Source organism: Pseudomonas sp. UBA4194, from assembly GCF_002379585.1.
GTDB lineage: Bacteria > Pseudomonadota > Gammaproteobacteria > Pseudomonadales > Pseudomonadaceae > Aquipseudomonas.
Genome location: NZ_DFUE01000010.1, coordinates 156648 through 182341, shown reverse-complemented (window position 1 = coordinate 182341; position 25694 = coordinate 156648). Strand labels below are relative to the sequence as shown.

Annotated in this window: 11 protein-coding genes; 6 read left to right on the top strand and 5 right to left on the bottom strand. The window is 59.0% G+C overall.

Going from position 1 to position 25694, the window contains the following annotated elements; genetic code table 11:
- Positions 1 to 196: 196 nt before the first annotated feature.
- From B3397_RS02310 to B3397_RS02290, 5 genes are all read right to left on the bottom strand, one after another.
- A complete protein-coding gene (locus B3397_RS02310; RefSeq protein WP_296246887.1) occupies positions 197 to 1171 on the bottom strand; it encodes a hypothetical protein in 975 nt (324 codons plus the stop codon).
- A gap of 134 nt (positions 1172 to 1305) precedes the next feature.
- On the bottom strand, positions 1306 to 1941 hold the full coding sequence (locus tag B3397_RS02305) for a helix-turn-helix domain-containing protein (RefSeq protein WP_296246886.1): 636 nt from the start codon (positions 1939 to 1941) through the stop codon (positions 1306 to 1308).
- A 12-nt stretch (positions 1942 to 1953) separates the two neighbouring features.
- Positions 1954 to 2379, bottom strand: a complete 426-nt coding sequence (locus B3397_RS02300) for a hypothetical protein (protein WP_296246883.1) — start codon at positions 2377 to 2379, stop codon at positions 1954 to 1956.
- 355 nt (positions 2380 to 2734) lie between these two features.
- The gene (locus B3397_RS02295; protein WP_296246881.1) at positions 2735 to 3304 is read right to left on the bottom strand and encodes a recombinase family protein; all 570 of its coding nucleotides are present in this window, start codon (positions 3302 to 3304) and stop codon (positions 2735 to 2737) included.
- A 1721-nt stretch (positions 3305 to 5025) separates the two neighbouring features.
- Positions 5026 to 6852 (bottom strand): site-specific integrase, encoded by a 1827-nt coding sequence (locus tag B3397_RS02290; RefSeq protein WP_296246879.1) that lies wholly within the window; start codon positions 6850 to 6852, stop codon positions 5026 to 5028.
- 498 nt (positions 6853 to 7350) lie between these two features.
- Between B3397_RS02290 and gabD the strand changes: the two genes are divergently transcribed.
- The 6 genes from gabD (at position 7351) to B3397_RS02260 (ending at position 25433) form a co-directional block, all read left to right on the top strand.
- Entirely contained in the window at positions 7351 to 8793 is a 1443-nt protein-coding gene (gabD, locus tag B3397_RS02285; protein WP_296246878.1) for an NADP-dependent succinate-semialdehyde dehydrogenase, read from the top strand.
- Positions 8794 to 8918: 125 nt separating this feature from the next.
- The gene (gabT, locus tag B3397_RS02280) at positions 8919 to 10199 is read left to right on the top strand and encodes a 4-aminobutyrate--2-oxoglutarate transaminase (protein WP_296246875.1); all 1281 of its coding nucleotides are present in this window, start codon (positions 8919 to 8921) and stop codon (positions 10197 to 10199) included.
- A gap of 170 nt (positions 10200 to 10369) precedes the next feature.
- Positions 10370 to 11587 (top strand): HDOD domain-containing protein, encoded by a 1218-nt coding sequence (locus tag B3397_RS02275; protein ID WP_296246873.1) that lies wholly within the window; start codon positions 10370 to 10372, stop codon positions 11585 to 11587.
- Between the two features lie 412 nt (positions 11588 to 11999).
- Positions 12000 to 13709, top strand: a complete 1710-nt coding sequence (locus tag B3397_RS02270; protein WP_414704334.1) for a ShlB/FhaC/HecB family hemolysin secretion/activation protein — start codon at positions 12000 to 12002, stop codon at positions 13707 to 13709.
- A gap of 25 nt (positions 13710 to 13734) precedes the next feature.
- Positions 13735 to 24921, top strand: a complete 11187-nt coding sequence (locus tag B3397_RS02265; RefSeq protein WP_296246870.1) for a filamentous hemagglutinin N-terminal domain-containing protein — start codon at positions 13735 to 13737, stop codon at positions 24919 to 24921.
- Positions 24921 to 25433 (top strand): hypothetical protein, encoded by a 513-nt coding sequence (locus B3397_RS02260; RefSeq protein ID WP_296246868.1) that lies wholly within the window; start codon positions 24921 to 24923, stop codon positions 25431 to 25433. The genes B3397_RS02265 and B3397_RS02260 overlap by 1 nt, the downstream gene beginning before the upstream one ends.
- The last annotated feature ends 261 nt before the right edge of the window (positions 25434 to 25694 follow it).

The following is a 25694-nucleotide window of genomic DNA, read 5'->3' as shown; positions in this document are numbered from 1 at the left end:
GATCAGAACAATTCCCTTTGGATTTATCTTCTACCCATCACTGCGCGTTCGGTATCAGCGAAGGGCGGCAGATTATAAGGAGCAATTCCGACCGGCGCTTGCGTTTTTTATGTATTTTTTTCTTTACAAAGATCGCCTGTGATAGTTCTTTGCTATCACCGATAGAAGCATTCTTTGTATGCCCATGATGCTGTACTCAGACGCCGAAGGTTAACGAAACATACAGTCCAGGAGCTTCTACGATGAGCTCTGAGGCATTTTTGCCGTGCCGCATACCTTCGTGCCACCTATGCGCTTCTCGTCTCAGGAGCGACGATAGGAAGGCCTGCTTGCCCGGCGGAACGTCGTACTTGGATTGGAGGTCCGGATTTACGTCGAGCGTGAGTCCATTTTTTACTGCATAGAAGCACCAGCTCATCGCGGAAGACTGCTTCGAACGCCCAATTTTTTCACCTGGAGTTTGGAACATTAGGTCGGTATCTGCCTCGCCTTTCAGGGCTCGCAGCGCTAGCCTGAGAGGTGTTTTACCTGCAGCTGAGAATCCGGGTGGTCCAATCATCAAACCATGGAGGTGCCACCGGCGGCGGCTGGATGATGCGGAGAGGGCAGCAGGCGCTTTTTCTATCCCGTATAGGAACTCAGACCTTGGTGATACTGATGCTCGAACAAGGCGAGTGATCTGATCTCGTATGTAGGTCAAAGCAGTGGCGTCACCTCGATTTAGTCTGTCATCCAGATCGTGATTCAGGATCAAGGTGAAGGTCTTCAGCTCCCAACCTCTGCGCTGAGCCATCCAGTAAAGCGGTCCGGCTGCTGCTGCGAGCTTCGTGAACTCATCAGCCTTCTTCCAGGGCGTGAGTATGGCTTCGGTAGGTAGAGGCTCGTTTAGAAGGGTCTTTGCTCTGATGCCTTTGTCTGGGAGGTGAAGTGAGTTAGCCAACATACGTCTCTTGTGCATGCTGTGTTCCTTCGCATACACCAGCCCGCCTACCGTAGCAGTGCTTTTTGACGATCTCGATTTTACGGCTTTTTGCCTTTCAGATCCGATTTGCAAATCAGCTTGAGCGTTCGGGTCGACGCCCCCCGCTGTTCCCGGTTCTTCACCGGATTCAGTTTGATCCGTTGGCAATGTGGCCTTGATGCTGTCTGCAACCGTTGATGAATGGGTCATCTCTAACTCTCACAGGAGTTGTTCTCTGATTTTCAAAATGACGGTCTAGGCAGCAGGCCCAGTGCAGTCACATCCTTACAGTAAATCTAAGACTTTGACAGATTGACCATGCCCGTAGCCCGGTCAACCTCAAGTCATCCTTCGATCACTAGATCGTCGTCTTCATCTGTCTGCTCGGTCTGTGCTGCGCGACGGTCTGCTAACCATTTAAGGTTTTCGTCCTCGTCGCTCATACCCGCTAGATCCCCATTCAGCTCGGCATCCTCTCTGCGTTGCTGCGCCCTCATCACCGCTACATCGTTCTCCGACATGATGCGAATGTGCAACTCTGGCAGTTGCTCCACTTCGAGCGCCTCTTCGAGCTTGTCCATCGGCAATGATCGCCGGTAAACGTCCTGGGTTAGCTTGAGAGAGGTGCTTGCTGCTGCGAGCGATCTGAACGCTGTCGGTGCTGTTACATCAAGCTGATCAACTGACAGAGCGAGTTTCGCGCGGATCTGTCGTGTTATGGACAAGTCATCGAGCACCATCGCTGCCGCCGACATCTGAATCTCTTCAAGGGCGAACGATGAGTTGAGCATTTGCTCTCGGGCCTTGGAGACAAGTGCCTCAGAGGTTGCGCCAGCCACTGCGTTGTTCCTGCGGATGATGCGCTGCGTGGTACTCACACTCATGCCCAGACGGTCGGCGATGGCCGATAGGGTATACCCGGCCTCTCTCAGCACGACCACTTGTACGCTTTGATCCGGGGGCGTCTTTTTGCCTGCCATGACTATCACCTCTCAGGAGAACATGCCGAGCACGATAGGCTTGGGCGGTAGGCCAGCAAGCGCCAGCAGCTCGGGTTCTAGCCGGTACCAGTTGCTCTTGATGGTTGCGGGCGAATGACCACTCAGGCGCGCTATCTCGCCAATGTTGAACGGTGCGAGTGATGCGAGAGGGGTTCCAGATGCGAGGAGGGCATCGGATAGCTGTTGGATGATCGACCTGCGCTTGTGCGTGCGCTGGGTGATGCTGGCGTGTGGCTGGTTACGGCATCTACGGGGAGAACGAATGCCGTGGGTGCGGCAGAAGTGGTACGCCGAGTCCTTGGTCCAGCGAACACCGTCACTGCGAGGATTGGTGATGTTCAACTGTTCGGCCAATCGACTGTAGGAGGCGATTGGGTTATTGAGAAAGTCAGCTGCGTTTTTTTCCAATGTGTTCATTGCGGGTATTCCTTCTTCGGATCAATAGGTTTGGGGTCATATCAGTGGTCTCGTTTGATGTTTAAGGGTGATTGTCGAGTGAGTAATGAGTAAGCCGCTGACCATAGCAGGCACTCCAAATCGTATGCCTAATTACGTCTAGCGTCTATCAAGAAATTTCAACGATTTCAGTAAGTTGCAAGCGTTTATTTGATAACGGCACGGTTTGTCGCGCAGGCTTTGAAGTACAATGGCTGACAATCCATAGGAAAATCAAAGTGTTAGTGGTTCAGTAGCTCTAACGGGTTTTTGCGGGTTGCCTGCTCGCGCTAAGCCTGGAATCTCAAAATATCTCGCGAAGGTCCAAGGGAAAGATTTAGGCCTTGTTCCAGTGGCGTTTCACAGTCGCTATACCGATACCAAGCTCGTTAGCAACTTGAGCCTGTGTCATGTCTCTTGCTTTCAGGCGCTGCACAGATGCGGTGGTGTCTGTCGCCTGAGGGCGCCCCAGCGTTTTGCCTTCAGCCTTTGCGCGAGTAAGACCTTGCTGAGTACGCTCGATAAGCAGGTCGCGTTCGAATTCAGCAACGGCTCCCAGTACCTGCATTGTCATCTTGCCCGCTGCACTCGTGAGGTCTACACCCCCAAGGGCGAGGCAGTGCACACGAATACCAATTTTCGCGAGGCGCTCGACTGTTAGACGGACGTCCATAGCATTCCGGCCCAACCGGTCCAATTTGGTGACGATCAGCACATCGCCGGACTCCATGCGGTCCATTAGCTTTTGAAAGCCGGCGCGCTCACTTGCGGCAACGCTACCTGAGACTGTTTCCTCGATCACTCGACTCTGTTGGATCTCGAAGCCTGCGGCTTTCACTTCCTGCACTTGGTTTGTAGTGAACTGAGTGGAAGTGCTGACCCGGCAGTACAGAAAGGTGCGTGACATCGTTGAGACTCCGTATCGTTTAACGTGGTATCAGTGTACCAAGGTATCAACAATGCCTAAAGCCTAATTTCATGATCCTAGATACCATTGGTCAGCGAGGTATCGTTTAACGGTCGTTAGATGATCCCCACTGTGTTCTGTCGCTGCACAAACTCTTTCGTGTGCCCGATGTGATGTCAGGTACTCCAGCCACGGAAGGTGGGCGGCGTGATGATGAGGGGGAGAGATGGGGCAGGGTCGCAAAAGAGGTCTAAAACTCAGGATCGTCGGTAGTAGGCCGATGTTAGGGCGCTGTAGCAGGCCCATGCGTATGGAGCCATTGAAAGTAAGCACAGCCCGCCGAGGTGATCACGGCGTGACGAAGCTTGTCACCGTAATCGGCTGTATATGTGAAGTGTCTGGTAAGCAGCAGGGATTGTACGATTGGCTCTTCCAGATCAACGAAACTATCCGACTTGGGGATTGGGAGAGATGGAGACCATGTGCATGATGCAGTTGATGGATGTTCACTGGGCGACCTGTTGGGTTGGAAATGTCCGCAACGTGTCGTACGGCTAGGAGGATCCCCCGGTCTCTAGGTTACTTTGTCACCCGTACTGGAACTGGAAAGGGAGTCAGCAGCTCATTCGACGCTTGCTTACTTAAGAGTTCAGCGTCGCCAGGTACCGGTAGCCCGGTGCCGTAACACGAAGGCGAAGCTGTGACGATCCGCGTTCCACAGGTAATTTGGCGATGAATCCCGCGAAGGTTAGGTAGCGAAGCGTCGCAACGTCGCTTGTGCTGAACGAGAGCCATTCCTCTGCGTGGATCAGGTTTAGGAGCCGCCTATGCTCCAATCGATTCAAATTCATTTTTCCAAGCCATCATGAGAACGGTCTGTCCTAGCGGCGGGGACACAGTTTCCAAGGTAATGGCAAGTGTGGCGGAGATTCTGAAAATTTCTACTTGTGCAGCCACATCAAAAACTCTTGCCCTTCAGCCGTTAGCGATGCACAGACGATGTGGGTCTCCGGTGTTAGCGGAGCATCAGTCGTTATGTGTCCGGACTTGATCAACGTTTCGAGCCAGAAACGGCGATCGCCTTTGAGGATGATGATGCTCCTATTGCTGGCGAGCTGCAGGAGTTCGAACGTTATCGGGATTGAGGTGGGCATTAGCGTATCCCTCCGAAGGAGTTCAGAGTCTGGACCCACGGAGCAGATTTCGCCGGTTGTACGAAAAATAGTTACTGTATAACTAAAGTATCGATTTCAGTTGATGCTTACTTTGGTTCAGCGGGGCTATGGGTGGCGCCTCTCGACGTGAGGGTCAGATGATCGCCGGATAGGAATCAAAGAAGCGGGCGCTGGCTCCACAGGTACCAAGCGAGGCTCTCTCCGAAGGTATGACAGGTATAGAGAGCCTCGCTCAGTGAGGCTTAGCCTGTACCTACCAGGATGGCCTTGCACAGGGCGGGCGTGAATATGGCCCGTGTAGACGAATGACTTCAATAGATCATTGTCCTCGCTATTGAAGCCCAGCCACCGCTCCTCAAATACCAGCGTCAAGATTCGCTCGTGATCATCGCTGTAATGCACCATAAACCTTTCTCCGCCTCACGCGAGGTAGCATATGGGGGAAGATTACAGGTGATGGCAGAACGATAGCCAGCGCGCCGATGAGTAGCATTCATCTGATGCTCGGCGGGCAGATCATCCCTGTCCAACGTGAGCAGGCTTGAATTATTCCGACTGATTGAGCCCGAACTTCGCACGATGGCGATCTCTGCTCGATGCCAATTGACCGCTAAAGCGGTCGCGGAATCCTGCGTAGGTGATTCCTGACAGGTCTACAGGGATCTCTAAGCTCTCAAGTACCTCGCGTTTCTGCGCCTGGGTGAATCCGTTTCCGTACTGTGCAGTCGTGCCTTCGTGTGCGCGTGAGTGACCGATGATGTCAGGTAGGATCAGGAACGCCTCGACGCCGGCTCGCCGAGCGAGGTCTGCAAATGTGTGGCGGAAACTGTGGAAGTTCTTCCGGTCCGTGTCGCCCTTTGAGTCTCGGACTCGGATGCCTTGTTTGAAGAAATAACCGGCTGCAGTGGTGCTGTGGCTAGGGAAGCGGCAAAAAAAATGGGTGGCGTTGCTGCCCCACCCTTTTTTGTCTCGATAAGTGAGCCCGTCAGAAAATAATTTTTCTCGACCTTCCTCAACGGCCTCTCGCACAAAGTCTAGAAAACCCATGCGAACGAGCTCGCTGTGGATTGGCAGAATCCTTCGGCTGGCGCGGTTCTTCAAAGACTTGGGGAGTGGCCGGTCCTGTTCGTCATCCATGATATCGATGGTCCAGATCCCGTCCGTCGTCTGAGCGATATCCAGCGCGTTGAGTTGGCACAGCTCATTAAGCCTACCTCCGGTGAACAATCCTAGTAACGGCAGCCAGAACTGATAGGGAGCCACTGACTTGCTACGATCTAGCTCTGTCCCCCGATAGAGATAGCCAGTGAAAATCGCATTGAGGTCTGCATTCGAAAATGCCTTCTCCACTGGCTTGGCGCCTGGCCTGTCGTCGTTAAGCTTTGGCCGCTCCGGAGTGTCAGGATGAATCGAGGTAAACCCTTTCCGATGCGCGAACTCATGAAGCACTGACAGCCGGAGCATGACTTTAGCACCGGTCTTGTCCGAGATTTTCCGCTCCCCGTCTTTCGCAATGATTGAGTCTACGGGGGCGTCTGGTGGTGGCAGCTTGCTGCCGCGGCTCATCCGTAGCTCAAATATAGCCTGATAGATCCACTCGAAATCTTCGAGGGTGAGCTGGTTGAAGGGTTTTCCGCGACTGAGGATGCTCAGACGGCACGCATGCCCCTGCTCGTCTTCTCTGGTTCTCTGGCTTTTTGGCGCGCCTCTATTTAGCCGCGCATCTGTATCCCACTGAAGTTGCCAGAGCTCGTAAACACTTAGCGCCGCCGCTTGAGGTTTGGGTTCCGCCAGCTTCGAAGGTGCGGCTCCCATAGGGATCAGTTCAGGACCTAAGGCTAGGTTTTCCACAAGCCTTGGTAGCACGGTCCGAAAATACGGGAGCGGCAGGTTCAAACCCTTATCGAACAACATGCTAGCGAGCTGTTCTTGAGCTTTCGGAATCATCCGATGTGGCCGTCCCGTCAGAGTCTGAGCAATTAGCCTCCGCCGTAAGTCGTGATCGTGTTCTTCCCACTCATCGTCGGTGAGTGCCGATTCGAAAGCTGGCTCCCCTGTATGGGGCGTTGCGCTGTTGCTCCAGTCCGGCGAGCGCTCCGCAAGCTCCAACTCGGCGAGATACAGCTCATAGTCTTCTTCAGAAGGTTGGTAATCGTCTCGGTCAACCACGGCCAGCACCTTATCAAAAACGATCTCGTAGCGTGCAACGTACTGCCGTGCACGTCGAAGCGCCAGCCTTCGGCTATCGGTTTTGAGGGAACGGCGGATTTCTCGCTGGATACCCAATGCTTGGCGCAGCGGTTTTGGCACGACGATCCTGAAGTAGTAGGTGCCGTGTCGATTTAGCGAAAGGTTTGATGGGTTTGACTGCATGCGTTGCACCTTTGCGATGCCCCACGTCAGTGCGTCACTCGATGCCCCATTTGCTCAGATTCCTTCTCGGCCTAGGTTCAGCCGCAACCCACCTGGGTTTGAAGGAAGTGGGAAATTTGGCGGGATTCGAACCCACGACCCCTGCCTTCGGAGGGCAGTACTCTATCCAGCTGAGCTACTGGTGCAACGCGGGCGCCATAATACCCATGTCGGGGGTGGGCGTCTATTGCGACGAGGGGTACATCGTTTAAGGGATGTTGCGGTCACAGCTTTGGGGTGATCGGAAAAAGCGGTCGAAGCTGCCCAGTTCGTTCTTTTTTTCGAACAGACTATTGTCCTTTCACCCCACAGAACCTAGGATTCGTTTGAGATTTCAAACGCTCTTGTCTGGGTGCTGAAGCGCGTGGGTATTCCCATGGGGCATTTGTACTTCAGCCCGGGCGCCTTTCCATAATCACAATCCGCACCGTCGCGCATGGTGCCGTTAAGGAAGCCGACATGCAGCTCAAAGACACCTCGTTGTTCCGCCAACAAGCCTATATAGACGGCACGTGGCAGAACGCCGACAGTGGCCAGGCCATCAAGGTCAACAACCCGGCCACCAATGAAATCCTTGGCACCGTGCCGAAAATGGGCGCGGCCGAAACCCGCCGCGCCATCGAGGCTGCCGACAAGGCGTTGCCGGCCTGGCGTGCCCTGACCGCCAAAGAGCGCTCGAACAAGCTGCGCCGCTGGTTCGAACTGATGATCGAGAACCAGGACGACCTGGGCCGGCTGATGACCCTGGAACAGGGCAAGCCGCTGGCCGAAGCCAAAGGCGAGATCGCCTACGCGGCGTCGTTCATCGAGTGGTTTGCCGAGGAAGCCAAGCGCGTCTACGGCGACACCATCCCGGGCCATCAGCCCGACAAACGCCTGATCGTGATCAAGCAGCCGATTGGTGTGACCGCAGCCATTACCCCGTGGAACTTCCCGGCAGCGATGATCACCCGTAAGGCAGGCCCGGCGTTGGCTGCGGGCTGCACCATGGTGCTCAAGCCGGCTTCGCAGACGCCGTTTTCCGCCTTGGCTCTGGCTGAACTTGCCGAGCGTGCGGGCATTCCCAAAGGCGTGTTCAGTGTGGTGACCGGCAGCGCCGGCGACATCGGCAGCGAGCTGACCAGCAATCCGATCGTGCGCAAGCTGAGCTTCACCGGCTCCACTGAAATCGGTCGTCAGCTGATGGCCGAATGCGCCAAGGACATCAAGAAAGTCTCCCTGGAGCTGGGCGGCAACGCGCCCTTCATCGTGTTCGACGACGCCGATCTGGACAAGGCGGTCGAGGGCGCGATCATCTCCAAGTACCGCAACAACGGGCAGACCTGCGTCTGCGCCAACCGCATCTACGTGCAGGACGGTGTCTATGACGCGTTCGCCGAGAAGCTGAAGGTGGCGGTCAGCAAGCTCAAGATCGGCAACGGCCTGGAAGACGGCACCACCACGGGGCCGCTGATCGACGACAAGGCCGTGGCCAAGGTCAAGGAACACATCGCCGATGCCCTGAGCAAAGGCGCGACGGTGCTGACTGGCGGCAACGCGTTGCAGGGCAATTTCTTCGAGCCGACGGTGCTGGTGAACGTGTCCAAGGATGCTGCCGTGGCCAAGGAAGAGACCTTCGGCCCACTGGCGCCGCTGTTCCGCTTCCAGGATGAAGCCGAAGTGATCGCCATGTCCAATGACACCGAGTTCGGCCTGGCGTCGTATTTCTATGCCCGCGACATGAGCCGCGTATTCCGTGTCGCCGAGGCGCTGGAATATGGCATGGTGGGCATCAATACCGGCTTGATCAGCAACGAGGTGGCACCGTTTGGTGGCATCAAGGCGTCGGGCCTGGGCCGTGAGGGCTCCAAGTACGGCATCGAAGATTACCTGGAAATCAAATACCTCTGCATTTCGGTGTAACCCGCCGCGCAGACACCCTTGGCGGCCGGCAGCCGCAGCAGTCGATCATCGTATGCTGCTGCGGTTTCAACCGGCCGCTTTATCCTTGAACCACGCCGACCGATGAGCGGCGAATGAGGAATGTCATGAGCAAGACCAACGAATCCCTGATGCAGCGTCGCATGGCCGCCGTCCCCCGTGGCGTGGGCCAGATTCACCCGATCTTTGCCGACTCGGCGAAGAACGCCACGGTGACCGACGTCGAAGGCCGCGAGTTCATCGACTTCGCCGGCGGCATCGCGGTGCTCAATACCGGACACGTTCACCCCAAGGTGATCGCTGCGGTGGAAGCTCAACTGCACAAGCTGACCCACACTTGCTTCCAGGTGCTGGCCTACGAGCCGTACGTGGAAGTGTGCGAGAAGATCAACGCCAAGGTACCGGGCAACTTCGACAAGAAGACCCTGCTGGTGACCACCGGCTCGGAAGCGGTCGAGAACGCCATCAAGATCGCCCGTGCCGCCACCGGCCGTGCAGGCGTGATCGCCTTCACCGGCGCCTACCACGGTCGCACCATGATGACCTTGGGGCTGACCGGCAAGGTCGTACCGTACTCGGCCGGCATGGGCCTGATGCCAGGCGGTGTGTTCCGCGCCTTGTACCCTTGCGAGCTGCACGGTGTGAGCATCGATGATTCGATTGCCAGCATCGAGCGCATTTTCAAGAACGATGCCGAGGCCCGCGACATCGCCGCCATCATTCTCGAGCCGGTACAAGGTGAAGGCGGTTTCTACGTCGCACCGAAAGCGTTCATGCAGCGCCTGCGTGCGCTGTGCGACCAGCACGGCATTCTGCTGATCGCCGATGAAGTCCAGACCGGCGCGGGCCGTACCGGGACCTTCTTCGCCATGGAGCAGATGGGCGTCGCGCCGGATCTGACAACGTTCGCCAAATCCATCGCCGGTGGCTTCCCTCTGGCCGGTGTGTGCGGCAAAGCCGAGTACATGGATGCCATCGCTCCGGGTGGCCTGGGCGGCACCTACGCCGGTAGCCCGATCGCCTGCGCTGCCGCCCTGGCGGTGATGGAGGTGTTCGAGGAAGAGAACCTGCTGGACCGCAGCAAGGCCGTGGGCGAACGCCTGGTGGCTGGCCTGCGTTCGATCCAGGCCAAGTACCCGGTGATCGGTGACGTGCGCGCTCTGGGCGCGATGATCGCGGTGGAGCTGTTCGAAGGCGGCGACACCCACAAGCCAAACGCCGCTGCCGTGGCGCAGATCGTGGCCAAGGCGCGCGACAAGGGTTTGATCCTGCTGTCGTGCGGCACCTACGGCAACGTGTTGCGCATCCTGGTACCGCTGACCTCGCCCGACGAGCAGCTGGACCAAGGTCTGGCAATCATCGAAGAGTGCTTTGCCGAGCTGGCGTGACGGTTGGGCGATATCGTGGAGCTGACGCCATGATTCATCCGAGGCTGTGACCGGCTGCAGAAAAAACCCGCCTCGGCGGGTTTTTTTTTGCACTATTGGCTAAAGCAGCCGTTAATGGTTGAAGGAATGCGGCCTGGCAAGGGGCGCTGGCACTCCCCAGGAGAACGTAGATGACCGCTGTAGCCCATTCGACACCACGGGTCTTGATTGCCGAAGCCGACCCGTGGATGCGCGACCTGCTCACGCAAATGTTGCTCAGCGTGCGCTGTGACGCTGAACTCGACGTTTGCGAGGATGGCTCGTCAGCCCTTGACCATCTGCGTCGCCTGCCCGACCTGGTGATTGCCGCCCGAGAGCTGCCGGGGGTGGATGGGCTGGCGTTGCTGCGCAGCGTGCGCAAGCAGAATCGTCAGCCGGCGTTGCCGTTCATCCTGCTCAGCGACCGCAGTGACAGCGCCAGCGTGCGCGAAGTGTTGCCCTTGGCGCCGACGGCCTATCTGACCAAACCGTTGAACATGGAGGGCCTCAAGGCTCGCCTGCACAAGCTGTTGCTGGAAGTGGGCCAGGAGGTGGCGTGTGAGGTCCCGACGCTGACCCCCGGCATGACGCTGGATGCCTATCTGGAAAGCCGGCGACAGAACAGCGATGGTGCACCGCTGCTCTCGGATGTACAGGCGGCGGTCAAGCGCGCGCTCAATCCCCATGGCTTGAACCTGAAAATCCTCGAAGCGGATGTGCGCAGCGACCCGCAAGTGACGGCAGTGCTGATCTCGGCAGCCAACAGCGCATCGCTCCATGGCGCGGCACAGGTGCAGACCCTGATGCAGGCGCTGACCAAGCTGGGTTCGACCCAGAGCATGAACCTTATTCTGGGCCTGACTCTGAAGCGAAGTGCCAGGCTCAGCGATCCGCAGTTGGCCGAGCAGGCGGAGGTGTACTGGAACCTGTCGCTGCACACCGCCGAATTCGCCCGGACCTTGGCGCGTCAGTTGGATACTGATGAAGAACGCTGCTATTGCGCCGGTTTGCTGCATTGTCTGGGGGATCTGGCGGTGTTGCGCGTGTTGCAGGAGTGGCGGCTGGCGGGAGGCGTGTTGGAGGACGGCGAAACGGCAAAGGCGTTGCGTACGTTCGGTGCGCCGTTCGGCTCGGAGCTGCGCCGACGCTGGCGGTTGCCGCTGGAATTGCGCGAGCTGATTGCCGCGGTTTACCAGCTGGGCGGTGGCGTGTATTCCCGAGATACGCTGGCGATGAATCTGGCGGCACAATTGGCGCGGCTGGGGCCTGACGACAGTGTTGACGAGGTGGCCAAGGGCAAGCCGGCGCGCTTGTTGAAGATGGGGGCTGCGCAGTTGAATCGGTTGCGTGGGGCACCGATGATCCGATAGGGCGAGATGACGGGGGCCTTCCACATGAATCGGCGGGACCCTTCGGCTCTGTGGGAGTGAGCAGTGGATGAGGGGAAGGCAGGGCTGACGCCATTGCGGCCATTCCGGTACCCCATGGGCGTTGCCGAAGTTCTTATTGTCATTCGACAGGATTATTTGTATATCCCGCATCAATGTAACTTTACACACTTAATAATACTTTTTGCCTATGGGTGATATGGATTTGACCTGTAGGAAAAGTCGTTCGCGAGAGTTGTCATTTTTCAAAACAAGCTTGAAGCGCCTATAAAATTCAGACAATTCTGAAAGTTGTTGAATTCATGGGTCCTCATCTTGACGTTAATAGAGTGCCTTCCTATCATCGCGCCCCTTTCAAGTAATCACACTGCCTATCTGGCATCAAGGATTGAATATGTGGTTAGGGGCGGGGCGCCGGGCAAGTTCGTGTATTGTGGTTTTTCTTTTTTATGTAACGCAGGTCTTCGCAGCGCCCACTACCCCGGGCGAGCAAGACTTCATCCGCGACCGTCAGGATCGCCTGCTGGAAGAACAGCGGCAGCGCCTCGAGAAGCTCAAGAACCTGCCCGGCGAGCAAGGCAGCCCTCTTGCGTCTCCTGCAGTGAAGGACACCCGCTGTTTCCCCATCCAGCGTATCGACATCGAGGGCGCCGACGCTCTGGGTCCCGCGCAAAAAACCGAACTCGTACAGCCGTATCTGAACCAGTGCCTGGGTGTCGCGCAGCTCGACGAGTTGCTGAGGATCGTCACCGATCGCTATCTGCAACGGGGGCTAGTCACCAGTCGTGCCTATTTGCCGCAACAGGACCTCTCGACCGGGGTCCTGAAGATTAAAGTGGTAGAAGGCCGCCTGGAGGGCATCCGACCTGCCGGTGACAGTGGCCTGACGTCCCGCGAATTGAACATGGCTTTTCCAGGTCACGTGGGTGAGTTGCTCAACTTGCGCGAAGTCGAGCAACTGGTCGACCAGCTCAACCGCTTGCCGTCCAACCGCGCGCAAATGGAGCTGGCGCCTGGGGAAGCGGTGGGGGGCAGCACGGTGCTCGTCAGCAACACCGCGCAAAAGCCCTGGCGCGCCTCGCTGTCGCGCAACAACGATGGCCAGCGCAGCACCGGTCGGCAGCAGTGGGGCGCCGGTCTTGATTGGGACAGCCCGTTGGGCCTGGCTGACCAGTTGGTACTGCGCGGCAGCCACGATGCGGTCAGCGACCATCATCGCCGCTCCAAAAGCACTACGGCGTACTACAACGTGCCGTGGGGATGGTGGAATTTCAACTATTCCTACAGCCAGAGCGAATACGGCTCACAGGCTTTCGGTAATGGGTTTGCCTTCAAGCAAAACGGTGACAGCCAGAACCATCAGTTTCGTGCCGAGCGCGTGATACATCGCGACTCGGTCAGCAAAACGTCTATCAACGGCGGCCTGGCGTACCTGCGCAGCAATAACTACTTGAATGGCAGCCGCTTGGAAGTCAGCAGCAATCGCATCAGCGAAGCCCAGTTAGGCATCAACCACGGCCGGCGTATCGGCAATGCGTTCGTCAACCTCGACCTGGGCATGCAACGAGGCATCGGTGCCCTCGACGCGCAGAGTCGCAAGATCGAACAGCACGGCGACCCCAACGATCGCTATCGCAAGTACACCGCCACCGCAAGTTACCTGCAGGGCTTCAACCTGTGGGGCGAAGCGTTCAGCTTCACCAGCTTGGCCACGGGGCAACGCAGTGAAGATGTGCTGTTCAGCCCGCAACGCATGAGCTTGAGCGGGCAGTCGTCGATGCGTGGGATCAGGGACCAGAACCTGTCTGGCGACAGCGGCGGCTACTGGCGCAATGACCTGCGCTGGACGCGTCCCGTCAACCTCGCCTGGTTACGCCCCGTGCTTGACCAATACGGCATTGGCCTGGGCTACGACCAAGGTGTGATCCGGGGTGATCGCTACAACGGCGACCAGCACGGTCGCGTGTCCAGCAATTCGGTCGAGCTGTTCGCCCGCGGTCAGCATGTTGCGACGTCGGTGACCCTGGCCCACTCGCTGGAGCGCCCCGCTGCGCTGAGCGAGCGGGAAACACCGATCTACTTTCGCCTAGATCTCTTTCTCTGACTTCACGTTTCGGTAGGTAATCGACATGGACGTTCGCCAGTTCGCTTTTCTGGCCCGGCAAGCCTCGGCTCGGATTCAGCCTCGCGAGCAATTCTGCGGCTTGCCCAAGCGTGGGCTGGCGTTGCTGCTGGCCAACGTCATGTTCTGGCAGCCGCTGTGGGCGCAAGCCGAAGGCATTGTGGTCAGTGGTACAGGCACCCGCCTGCAACAGGCGGGCAACGGTGTGCCGATCGTCAACATTGCCACCCCTGATGCCACCGGCCTGTCGCATAACCAGTACAAGGATTACAACGTCGGCAGCCAGGGCGTGATCCTCAACAACGCCACCAGTCGCACACAGAACACTCAGCTGGGCGGCATCATCGTCGGCAATCCGAACCTGGCCGGCTCTGCGGCCCACGTCATTCTCAACGAAGTTACCGGCGGCAATCCCAGCCAGCTGCGTGGGTACACCGAAGTCGCCGGACAATCGGCCAAGGTCATCGTCGCCAACCCCTACGGCATGACTTGCAACGGCTGCGGCTTCATCAACACCCCGCAGGTGACGCTGACCACCGGCAAGCCGATCGTCGAGAAGGGCCAGTTGCAGCGCTATCAGGTCGACGGTGGTGCGATTTCCATCGACGGGCAGGGCTTGAACGCGAGCAATGTAGATGGTTTTGAAATCATCACTCGCTCGGCCCGGATCAATGCACAGATCAATGCGCGCAATCTCACCATCGTGACAGGCCGCAACGACGTCGACGCCACGACCCTGCACGCCACCGCCCGCGCCGATGACGGTTCCACCAAGCCGCAGCTGGCCATCGACAGTTCCGCGCTGGGTGGCATGTATGCCGGTGCGATCAAGCTGGTGGGCACCGAAGCCGGCGTCGGGGTCAAACTGGCCGGTAACCTGGCGGCCAGCGCCGGTGACATTCAGCTCGACGCCAACGGCCATCTGCGCCTGGCCCAGGCAGGGGCAAGCGGCGCCGTGAATATCGCGGCGCAAAGCCTCGACGCCCAAGGTCCCGTCTATGCCGGTAGCCAGGTGCGGGCGCAGACCCGTGACGATTTGACGATCAGCAACACCCTGGCCGCCCGCGACAGCATCGCCCTGACCAGCGGCGGGCAATTGACCAACAGCGGCATCATCGAAGCCGGGGTGAATGCCGACGATAGCCGTAACGCCTGGGGCGACGTCCATCTCAAGGCGCAAGGACTCAACAACCGCAACAGCGTGATCGCCAGCCGCAACCTCGACGTGGTCAGTGCGGGTGCCGTTGATAACCAAGGCGCCACTCTGTCAGCAGAGGGCCGCGTCGCCACCACCGCTACCCACTTGAACAACAGCAACCACGGACGGGTACTCAGCGCCAGTCTGGTCAAACTGGACATAGGTGAGGTGCACAACGAGCAGGCTCTGATCAGCAGCACTGGCGGCCTTGAAATCGACACCAGTCGCCTGGTCAACAACGCAGGCAAGCTGGCCGGCAGCACGATCGGCCTGCGCCTGGCGACGCTGGATAACGTTGCGGGAGTGGTCTGGGCCGGGCAAATGCTGGACATCAACGCCAGCGGCGTACTGAACAACCAGACCGGCCGCCTGATCAGCCAAGGTGATCTGCAACTGGTGGGCGGTCATCTGGACAACCGCGACAAGGGCGCGGTGCAAAGCCGGGCGGCCGCGCGCCTGACCAGCAAGACCTTGAACAACCAGAGCGGCCTGCTCAGCGCCGGCTCCCTGACCGTAACGCTGGATGAAGCCGATAATGGCGGCGGTCGTATCGCCAGCCGGTCCGACCTGACCGCAGCCATTGGCATCCTTCGTCAGCAGGGGGGAGAACTGGTCGCCCAAGGCCAATTGAGCTTGACCGGCGATCATCTGGACAACCGCAGCGGTGGCTTGCTGGCGGCCAATCAGACGCTGATCGTCAAGGTCAACCACATCGACAATCGCGCCGGGAAAATCGCCGGCCTGACCGCATTGGACGTGACTGGCCAGCACCTGGACAACAGCGGCGGTCAGCTGTTGGCTGGTACCGACCTCATGGCCCGTGTCGCTCAACTGATCAACCAGCAACAGGGCCTGATTTCCGCCGAAGGTCAATTGCGCTTGAGCGGCACTCGCTTGTCCAACCAGAACGGCAAACTGGCCAGCCAGCAAGCCATGACCCTTGATCTGTCTGGCGAGCTCGACAACCAGCAAGGTCTGCTGACCAGCGAAGCTGCATTGACCCTGGCGGCGATGGCGTTGCGCAATGACGGCGGCCGCCTGACCAGCACGGGTAACCTGGCCATCACCAGCCAGGGCCTGCTGAGCAACCGTGGCGGTACGGTCGTTTCCAATAACGCGTTGACCCTGAAAAGCGCCAGTCTGGACAATAGCCAGCAAGGACTGCTCAGCGGCAAAGGCGCGGTCAGCCTGCAAACAGATGATTTCGACAACCGCCAAGGCGGTCGTCTGACCGGCAGCGACACCCTGAACCTGAGCGCTGGTCAAGTCAGCAACGGCGAAAAGGGCAGCATCACCAGTGCCAAGGCCCTCAAGGCCAACCTCGCAGGGCTGGCTCAGCAGGGCGGCAAGCTGTACAGCAACACCGCGCTGTCTCTGGACCTCAATGGCGGTGTGCTCGACAACCGTCAAGGCTTGGTCAATGCCCCGCAACTGCGCTTCGGCAACCTGGCAGAGGTCAATAACCAGGGCGGCGAAATCTCCAGCACCCATGGCTTCGAACTGGTCGCGGACAGCCTGGACAACAGCTCAGGCAAAGTCCTTTCCATCGAAAACCTCGCCCTGCGCATCGGCAAGACCCTGCACAACCTCAAGGGCCTGGTATCGGCCCGCAGCGTGGTCGTGAACAGCAAGAGCCTGAACAATCGACAAGGCCTGCTCAGCAGCCTTGGCACCATTGATATCACCTCTACGGGCCTGTTCGACAACCGCGCCGGGACTTTGATCGGCGACCACCTGCTGCGCGTGCAGGCAGGCGCTATCGACAACCGTGAGGGTGAGATCGCAGGCAAGCAAGACGTCGACGTCCGTACCGCAGGGCTGGATAACCGGAACGGCAAACTGATCGCCCAAGGTGCGCTGCTGCTCACAGCCACGCAACTGGACAACCGCCAGAGCGGTTTGGTAACCGCTACAAAAGCGCTGGAACTGCACGTCGATAACTTGGATAACCGCGGCGGCGAACTGTCTTCGCAGGCTGAGATCGAGCTGTCCGGTCACCAACTCGACAACGACGATGCCGGCCAGGTGTCGGCCCAAGGCAGCCTGACCGTCGCCTACGCCACTGTTCTCAATCGCGCCAAGGGTTTGCTGTCCGGCAAAACCGGTATCAACCTGCAAGCAGACAGCCTGGACAACAGCGATGGACGCCTGCTCAGCCAGCGCAACATCGATCTCTTGCTCACGGGCGCGGCCATCAACCAGAAAGGTCTGATCAGCGGTGAAGGGACCTTGCACCTCAGCGCTGGCAGCCTCGACAACACGGGCGGTAAGCTGTCCAGTGCAGAGCTGCTGACCCTCGACAGCCGCGGCCTGATCATGAACCGCAATGGCGAACTGATCACCGATCAAGGCCTGACCCTTTCCAGCGCCAGCCTGGACAACAGCCAGGGCGGCCGCATCAACGCCAAGGGCGCCCTGAACCTGACAACCGGCGCTTTCAACAACGATGGCGGGGTTGTCAGCAGTGCCAACACCCTTGACCTGACCGCCGATGCCGTCAGCAACCTCAGCGGCCGCATCGGCAGCCAGTTGGCCCTGACTGCGAGCTTGCAAGGCCTGGCTACGCGCGAGGGGAAGTTTTTCAGCGACAGCGCCCTGACGCTGGACCTCAACGGCGCCGACCTCGACAACCGTCAAGGCCTGCTCTACGCGCCGAGCCTGGCTCTGCGCAACGTTGGCGCCGTGTACAACCAGGGCGGTGAAATCTCCAGCGGCCAGGCCTTCATGCTCAAAGCCCGCAGTCTGGACAACAGCGCGGGCAAGCTGCTCAGCAACCAAACCTTGACCCTGCAGATCGAACAGACCCTGGCCAACCTCAAAGGCCAGATTGCCGCCGCTGCCCTCAGCATGCAGGCCGCGAGTCTGGACAACAGCGAAGGTGTGCTCACCAGCCGCAGTGAGCTGAACCTGACCAGTCAGGGCAGTCTGCTCAATCGCAACAATGGCGTGATCAGTGCCGCGACCGTGCTGGACATCCACAGCTCCGAACTCGACAACCACGGCGGCCAGTTGCTCGGCAACCACGCTGTCCGTCTGGACCTCAACGGAGGCACGCTGGGCAACAGCGCCGGCCTGATCAATAGCGATGGCCCTCTGACCTTCACCCGCATCGGTGCCGTCGACAATCGCGACGGCGAAATCTCCAGCAACCAAGGCTTCACCCTGGCCAGTGCGCAGCTCGATAACAGCGCGGGCAGAATCATCAGCAGCGGCCAGTTGTCCGTCATCGGCGGCGCCATCATCAACCGCAATGGCCTGCTGTCCGGCTGGCAGGGTTTGAACCTGCAAGGCAGCAGCCTGGACAACCGCGACAACGGCACCGTTTCCAGCCTCAGCGGCAACCTGACGGCGAACCTGAGCGGTGTGCTGCTCAACAGCAACGCCGGCGCCCTGACCAGTGCCGGACGTCTGGACATCGACAGTGCCCGCCTGGACAACAGCCAAGGCGGCATTCTGAGCAGCGGCGCCGGCCAAACCCTTACCGTTCAGGGCACGCTCGACAACAGTCAGGCTGGCCTGATCGACAGTGGTGCCCAGCTGACCGTCCGCGCCACAAGCCTGAGCAACCGTGCAGGCACTGTCACCAGCCAGCAGGCCCTGACGTTGACCGGTACGACGCTGGACAACACCGGCGGCCAGTTAGCGAGCAACGGCAGCATTACCCTTGACCTGCTGGGCACCTTGATCAATGCGCAGGGCACACTCGCCAGCGGCGGCCCCCTGCGCATTCAGCGCGCCACCCACATCGACAACCAAGGTGGACAACTGGCCAGCCAAAGTGTGCTGAGCCTGTTCGCTGGCGGCCTGGACAACCGCAACCGTGGCACGGTGGCTTCGCTCGATCAACTGACCGTGGACGCCAGTGGTACCGTGCACAACGATGCCGATGGTTTGATCTACAGCCAGAACGGCGCCGTCAGCGTCACCGCCGCGGCGCTGGAAAACAGCGGAGGCGCCGTACAAAGCCAGGCAGGCCTGACCCTGCTCACCGGCAGCGCGATCAACAACGCCAACGGTCGCCTCATCGCCCAGAACGGCGACCTGATACTGGGCGCTGGAAGCCTGGATAACCGCGGCGGCATCCTTTCCAGCCTGCGCGGTGCCCTCGAAGCGCGCGTGACTGGCGGCCTGCTCAACAATCAAGGCACCCTGCAAGGCCAACGCCTGACCTTGGTGGCCCTGGCCGGGCTCGACAACCAGAATGGTCGTATTGCCGCGCAGAGCGGCGACGCCAGCATCACCACCGCCGACCTCAACAATAGCGCCGGCGCGCTCTATGCCAAAGGTCTGATCGACGTCTCCGGCAACACCGTCACCAACGCGGGCCAAATTGCCGGCGGCCGCGTGCGTTTTACCTTGGGCGGGTCGCTGATCAACCGCTCCGGCATCGTTGAAAGCGACTCCTTCATCGACATCTCCGCTGCCAGCCTCGATAACCAGAGCGGCACCCTGCGCGCACTCGGCACGGATGGGGCATCGGTGTATCGCGTGGGCGGTGTGCTGGACAACCGGGGTGGCGTGATCGAGAGTGCGAACTCGGATTTGACGATCGACGCGGGCAGCTTCCGCAATACCAACGGCTCTGTGCTGCACGTAGGCCTGGGTGAATTCAATATCGCCAGCGCCAACGTCATCGCGGCGGGTGGCAGCCTGGTCACCCGTGGTGGCCTGACCCTCAATGCCGACCACTGGACCAACAGCGGCGTGCTTCAAGCCGGACGTCTGACCATCAACGTCGACGACTTCCACCAGACCGCCAGCGGCCAGCTACTGGCTTCACAGAGCTTGCGCGGCGAAGGCGCCAATTGGCACAACGATGGCACGCTGGCCAGTGACGGTGACCTGTGGCTCGGGCTGACCGGTACCTATTCGGGCAATGGTCGCGTCACCAGCCTGGGAAACCTGCAGATCGGCGCCGCACAGTTGCAAGTCGCTGCCCCTGGCAGCATCACGTCTGGCGCCGGCCTGAGACTGGACGTCGGCGGCGCCTTGTTCAATCAGGGTCGCATCACTTCTTTGGATAGCGCCGCGATCACGGCGGGCAACATCGACAACCATGGCACCCTCGGCAGCGGCCAATCCCTCAAGCTCAAGACCGGCGCCTTGCTCAACGAGCGCGCACTGCTGTTCAGCGGTGGCGACATGGGCTTGCAGGTCGACACCTTCACCAACCGCTACGCAGACGTCTACAGCCTGGCCAACCTGCGCATCGATCGGGACGGCAATGGCGGCCACGCCACCCTGATTCGCAACAGCTCCTCGACGCTGCAAAGTGACGGCAGCATGAGCTTGGCCGCCAGCACCATCGAAAACGTGCGCGAAGTGCTCTCCACCCATGACGCCGGCGTCTATACCGGCAAGATCTACCAAGTGGCCTGTATCGAGGGGGTCAACGCGGGGGATTGCTCGGGTAAGCGTAATTTCGTGTTCGAGGTACTGGAACGCCAAAAGCTGGAAGTCACCCAGGCTAGCCAGGCATCGAGCATCACCGCCGGTGGCGACCTGAGTTTCAGCGGTGGCGATCTGCTCAACTACAGCAGCACCATCGCCACTGGCGGCAATCTGAACGCCTCAGTCACCAACCTGTTCAACCTCGGCATCGAAACGGGCGATACCGAGGTTGTCCGCACCTTCCGCACCGATCGCCAGCGGGGTGCAGGCGGGCTGATTACGCAAGCCAGTGCCTTCAACGAGCAGTACTGGCTTGAAGGCGCCCGGTACGATGCCAGCAACGTTGGCGGTCTGGAAGCGGGTATCAGCCGCTTCCTGGGCTACATGGCTGCCGAGCTGCCGGAGTTAGCCCGCGTGACACCACTGGCGACCGGCGATCAACGCTACGCGGCGGTCATCCAAGCGGTCGGTGACGTCAACATCACCACCCAGAACAACTTCGACAACAGCGTGGTACGCAACGACTACCACTACATCGGCAGCGACACCCGCACCGACACGCGTGCTCCAGGCAGCGATTTCAGCACTCGTGTCAGCCTCAACCCGCAACTGCCTCCCGATCTGGCCCAGCAACAGATCAACCCGCTGGCCCTGCCAGGCTTCAGCCTGCCCACCGGGCAACATGGCCTGTTCCGTCTCAGTGACCAGTCCGCTACGGACAGTGCGGCCAGACAGGCCGATACCGCCCCGCAAAACTGGACCCTCGGCAGCGCGAGCATCGATGTAGCTCAGCGCACCCAGACTGTCGACGTCAGCCAAGGCCGTACCTTTGAAGTAGCAGGCCAGCCTGCTGTCGAGCTTGCCGACCGCGATGTTCAAGTTGCGTCGCACCAGGAAACAGGCAGCGACCACCTACCCGGCGCCATCATCGTCGCCGACCTGGACTCTTCGGCGGCTGATCTGTTGCTGCCTGGTCGCACCGACACGGAAGCTACGATCAGCAACAGCCAGCCGATAGGCAGCCTTACGGGCGATGCGCAGGGGCAAACCGGTGTCGCCGCCGGTACCACAGCTGCTGCCGCCTACACCATCAACCGCGTGCAAGGCCTGCCCGAAGTACAAAGCACTACACCGCCGCATAAATACCTGATCGAAACCAACCCGGTACTTACCGACCTCAAGCAATTCCTGAGTTCCGACTACCTGCTGGCAGAGCTGGGCTACAACCCGGACGAAAGCGCCAAGCGCCTGGGTGATGGATTCTACGAACAGAAGCTGATCCAGCAGGCCCTGGTTGCCCGCACTGGCCAACGCTTCATCGACGGTCAGCACTCCGACGAAGCGCTGTTCAAGTACCTGATGAACAACGCCGTCGCCAGCAAGCAACAGCTCAATCTGTCGGTGGGCACCACCCTGACCCCGGCGCAAGTCGCAGCGTTGACCCACGACATCGTCTGGCTAGAGGAGTACGAGGTCAATGGCGAGAAGGTCCTGGTGCCCGTGCTGTACCTGGCCCACGCCAACGGCCGCGTCGGCCCTAACGGCGCGCTGGTCGCCGGCCGCGACGTCAACCTGATTTCCGGTAACGCACTTACCAGCGCCGGCACCCTGAAAGCCAGCAACAACCTCAGCGCCAGCGCCGGTAACAACCTCGTCAACAGCGGCCTGGTGCAGGCCGGTAACCGACTCGACCTGCTGGCAGGCAACACCCTCGTCAACCAGGCCGGCGGTGTGATCGCCGGTCGCGACGTGAGCCTGACTGCCGCCAAGGGCGACGTCATCAACGAGCGCACGGTGACCAGCCATCAAAGCAGCGGCAGCTATCGCAGCGAACGCAAGGATTTCGCAGACACGGCGGCTCGGATCGAGGCGGCAAATGATCTGAGTGTGTGGGCGGGTCGGGATGTCAGCAACGTAGGTGGCGTGTTGCAAAGTGGCAATGACCTGACCCTGGCCGCGGGTCGAGATATCAATGTCACCTCAGCCGAGCAGGTGGCGAGCAACGACCGCGGCCGCAAAGCCAACAGCAGTTCCGTAACCCAGCTCGGCTCAAGCGTCGCTGCAGGCCGGGACGTTATCGCCACCGCCGGCCGTGATCTGACGGCTATTGCCAGCGACATCGATGCCAAGCGCGATATCGCCTTGGCAGCGGTCGGTGATCTCACTCTGGGTTCTGCTGCAGACGAACGACACGCCTACTTCAAGTCCAAAAAGGTCACCGCGCAGGAGGACCACGTCAGTCAGGTCGGCACTTCGCTCACTGCAGGCGGCGACGTCGCCCTGACTGCGGGCAAGGACATGGCTCTGGTCTCCAGCCGCATCACCGCAGGCGACGAAGCTTACCTGTATGCGGGTGAAAACCTGGAGCTGCTGGCCGCTCAAGACAGCGACTACTCCCTGTACGACAAAAAGAAAAAAGGCAGCCTGGGCAGCAAACAGACCCAGCGCGACGAGACGACCAGCGTCACCAACGTGGGCACCGAAATAAAGACCGGTGGCAATCTCACCCTGGAAAGCGGCGGCGATCAAAAGTACCAGGCCGCCAAACTGGAGAGTGGCAAAGACCTGACCCTGGAAAGCGGCGGCGCTATTGATTTCGCAGGTGTGAAGGATCTGGATCAGGAGAGCCACCAGAAGAGCAGTAGTGATCTTGCTTGGACTTCCATGGGGAGTAAAGGGACGACTGATGAGACCCTGCGCCAGAGTGAGTTGGTTGCGCAGGGAACGTTGGCAATCAAGGCCAGCGCAGGCCTGAACATCGATATCAAGCATATCGATCAGAACACTGTCAGCCAGACCATCGACGCCATGGTCCAGGCCGACCCTCAACTGGCCTGGCTAAAACAGGCAGAAGCACGCGGCGATGTGAATTGGCAGCAGATCAGGGAAGTGCACGAGTCGTTCAAGTACGATCACTCGGGACTGGGCCAAGGGGCGATGCTGGTCATCATCATCATAGTGTCCGTTCTCACTGCAGGTGTTGCCAGCGGCGCCGCCGCGTCAGCAGGTGGCGCTTTGGGCGCCTCCTCCACCGGCACCATGGCGGCGGCCACTGCAACAGCCTCTGCAGGGCTGGGCAATATGGCGGCAACGGCCGCGCTTACATCCATGGCAAGTACCGCCACTGTCAGCGCCATCAACAACAAAGGCAAAGTCCGCGATACGCTGAGCGATACCTTCAGCAGTAACAGCATCAAGGGGTATGCGCTTGCCGCTGCAAGTGCCGGTGTTGCCGGCCAGTTGGGCTACGACCCGACGCAACTGGGCTTCAACATGGACAGTGCCGGTACGGTCGCTGTCAAAGCCGGCGCCGATTCACTGGCCCAGACCGCCCTCACCGGCGGCAGTCTGAGCGATAACTTTGCCAGCAGCATGATCAGCGCACTGATCACGGCAGCGGGGGCTCAAGGTGCAAACGCGCTCGGCAACTCGGCGATGGTCGAAGGCAGCCCCAGCAAGATCGCGGCGCACGCATTATTGGGGGGCATGAAGTCCCTGGCCATGGGCCAGGACTTCAAGACCGGCGCCCTGGCCGGTGGCGCGAATGAAGCCATGGTCAACTACCTGGCGGACCTGGTCATGCCAGAAGGCTACGAGCCTGGCAAAAGTGGCGCCGAACAGGCCAAGGCCAATCTGCTGGCCCTGTCGAAAGTGGTTGGCGTGCTGTCCAGCGTGGTCACAGGCGGCGACCCTGAGGTTGCAGCCAACATCGCCGCGACAGCCACGCAGTACAACCACCTGAACCACAGCGACCTTACGCGTGCAGCCCAAGAACTCAACGCCTGCGCGACCAACGACGGTGGTTGCGCCCAGGACGTTCTTCAAAGGTTCGTTACGCTGAGCCGCGAGCAGGAAATCGCAGCGTTCCAGTCTTGCGCTGCTAACCCTGATTCTTGTGCCAGCACATCGTCGATGGTGGCCAATGCCCAGGCCAGAGCAGAGCAGCTCAAAGACCTTGCAGCGACAGCTGTCGCCCCCAATGCTCAGCAGGTCTTTGCGCTTCTGCTGGCCGAGAACAATGAAGTTCAAAACGCCTTGGCACAGGTGACTGCGGGCGCCCAAATTGATTCGGTTGTGCAAGATCTGCAAAACCGGTTAGGGTTCAGCGACGCCCGCAAGGAGATGATTCGCGACGCTATCGTGGCTTCGGCTTCGATGGGGATTGTGGGGAAGGCGGGTAGGGGGAGCCTGGGCGAGGCGAAAGCGACAGGTGAAGCTGCTACTCAGGCCTCAGGCCGAGTACATTCGCGTGTAAACATTGCCAATGGTCGCACGGAAACGACTCCTGTCCGTGAAAACGGCAATCCCGTGTCTGCGGGTTTCGATCACGTGATAGATGGGCATTTCAATAGAGAAATCTCCAACTCGCGCTCCGTGTTTACCATTGCTCCGGATGAGCTGAAAGCTATCCTACAGAGCAGTGCTGTTGCAAAGTCTCCAGTTGTGACGCTGCCAGATGGCCAATTCGTAAGAACGGTTGATGTGGGTAGGACTATTGGCACTACTACATTGAAGGATGGTGGCGTTCCTACGTCTGTGATAAAAGTATTCACCGATAAAGCAGGAAATTTAATTACAACCTTCCCCGTTAAGTTGGGCAGCTGATGCGTAGTCTACCAAGAAAGATATGGCATGATTTCCAGTTGGTAGTGGAAGATCTAAGTGACGAAACACCTTTAAGATATGTTTTTGAAATGATATTGTATTGGGTGAAAAGTAATCATGAGCATCTCGCTGGTGAGCCGTTTTCGGTCTATGGGTTCAACACTATTACGAACATAGATGAGCGAGATATTCCAGTTGAATACTCTTCATTTAGTGTGGGGGATTTAATTAATTTTAAGAGAGTTATTTTGAAGCGTCAGGCTAGAGAGGTTGAGGCGATCGCGAGGTTTTTACGCGATACGATTGAGTCGTTGGGCACTGTCGAAGTTGATGAGAAATGCCCTAGATGTGAGTCTGAGGGAATGCGCGTATTTATAGGTAAGTATAATGGATTGTTGGCTTATCAATGCAATGTCTGTGGATACGCCCATTATTCAGATGGGTCTAGAGTTGAGAGCGGTGGATTAGAGTTTGCAGGTGAGAGACAGTTGCGAGAGTTTGGTCTGATTTAATGGTCAAAAGCGACCGCAACTGAGTTTCTGCCGAGTGCTACCCGGAACAGTGCGGTATAGGTCAAGGTCGAAATTACTCAGAGCACTAATGATCAGGTTTCCGGCTGGATGGATTAGCTTCAGGAAAAGTACAAAAGTTCAGAGAGTTGGCAGAATTTGCCAGAAGATAACTCGATAACCGGCTGAGGATAATAACGTTAAAAACGCCTCGGCTCAGTTGGCTGGGGCGCCTAAATTGATCGGTTGGTCAGAATATGCCAA

Excerpts from the sequence above, each read along its gene's own strand:
- B3397_RS02310 (WP_296246887.1), bottom strand. The coding sequence starts at position 1,171 with ATGACCCATTCATCAACGGTTGCAGACAGCATCAAGGCCACATTGCCA.
- B3397_RS02305 (WP_296246886.1), bottom strand. The coding sequence starts at position 1,941 with ATGGCAGGCAAAAAGACGCCCCCGGATCAAAGCGTACAAGTGGTCGTG.
- B3397_RS02300 (WP_296246883.1), bottom strand. The coding sequence starts at position 2,379 with ATGAACACATTGGAAAAAAACGCAGCTGACTTTCTCAATAACCCAATC.
- B3397_RS02295 (WP_296246881.1), bottom strand. The coding sequence starts at position 3,304 with ATGTCACGCACCTTTCTGTACTGCCGGGTCAGCACTTCCACTCAGTTC.
- B3397_RS02290 (WP_296246879.1), bottom strand. The coding sequence starts at position 6,852 with ATGCAGTCAAACCCATCAAACCTTTCGCTAAATCGACACGGCACCTAC.
- gabD (WP_296246878.1), top strand. The coding sequence starts at position 7,351 with ATGCAGCTCAAAGACACCTCGTTGTTCCGCCAACAAGCCTATATAGAC.
- gabT (WP_296246875.1), top strand. The coding sequence starts at position 8,919 with ATGAGCAAGACCAACGAATCCCTGATGCAGCGTCGCATGGCCGCCGTC.
- B3397_RS02275 (WP_296246873.1), top strand. The coding sequence starts at position 10,370 with ATGACCGCTGTAGCCCATTCGACACCACGGGTCTTGATTGCCGAAGCC.
- B3397_RS02270 (WP_414704334.1), top strand. The coding sequence starts at position 12,000 with ATGTGGTTAGGGGCGGGGCGCCGGGCAAGTTCGTGTATTGTGGTTTTT.
- B3397_RS02265 (WP_296246870.1), top strand. The coding sequence starts at position 13,735 with ATGGACGTTCGCCAGTTCGCTTTTCTGGCCCGGCAAGCCTCGGCTCGG.
- B3397_RS02260 (WP_296246868.1), top strand. The coding sequence starts at position 24,921 with ATGCGTAGTCTACCAAGAAAGATATGGCATGATTTCCAGTTGGTAGTG.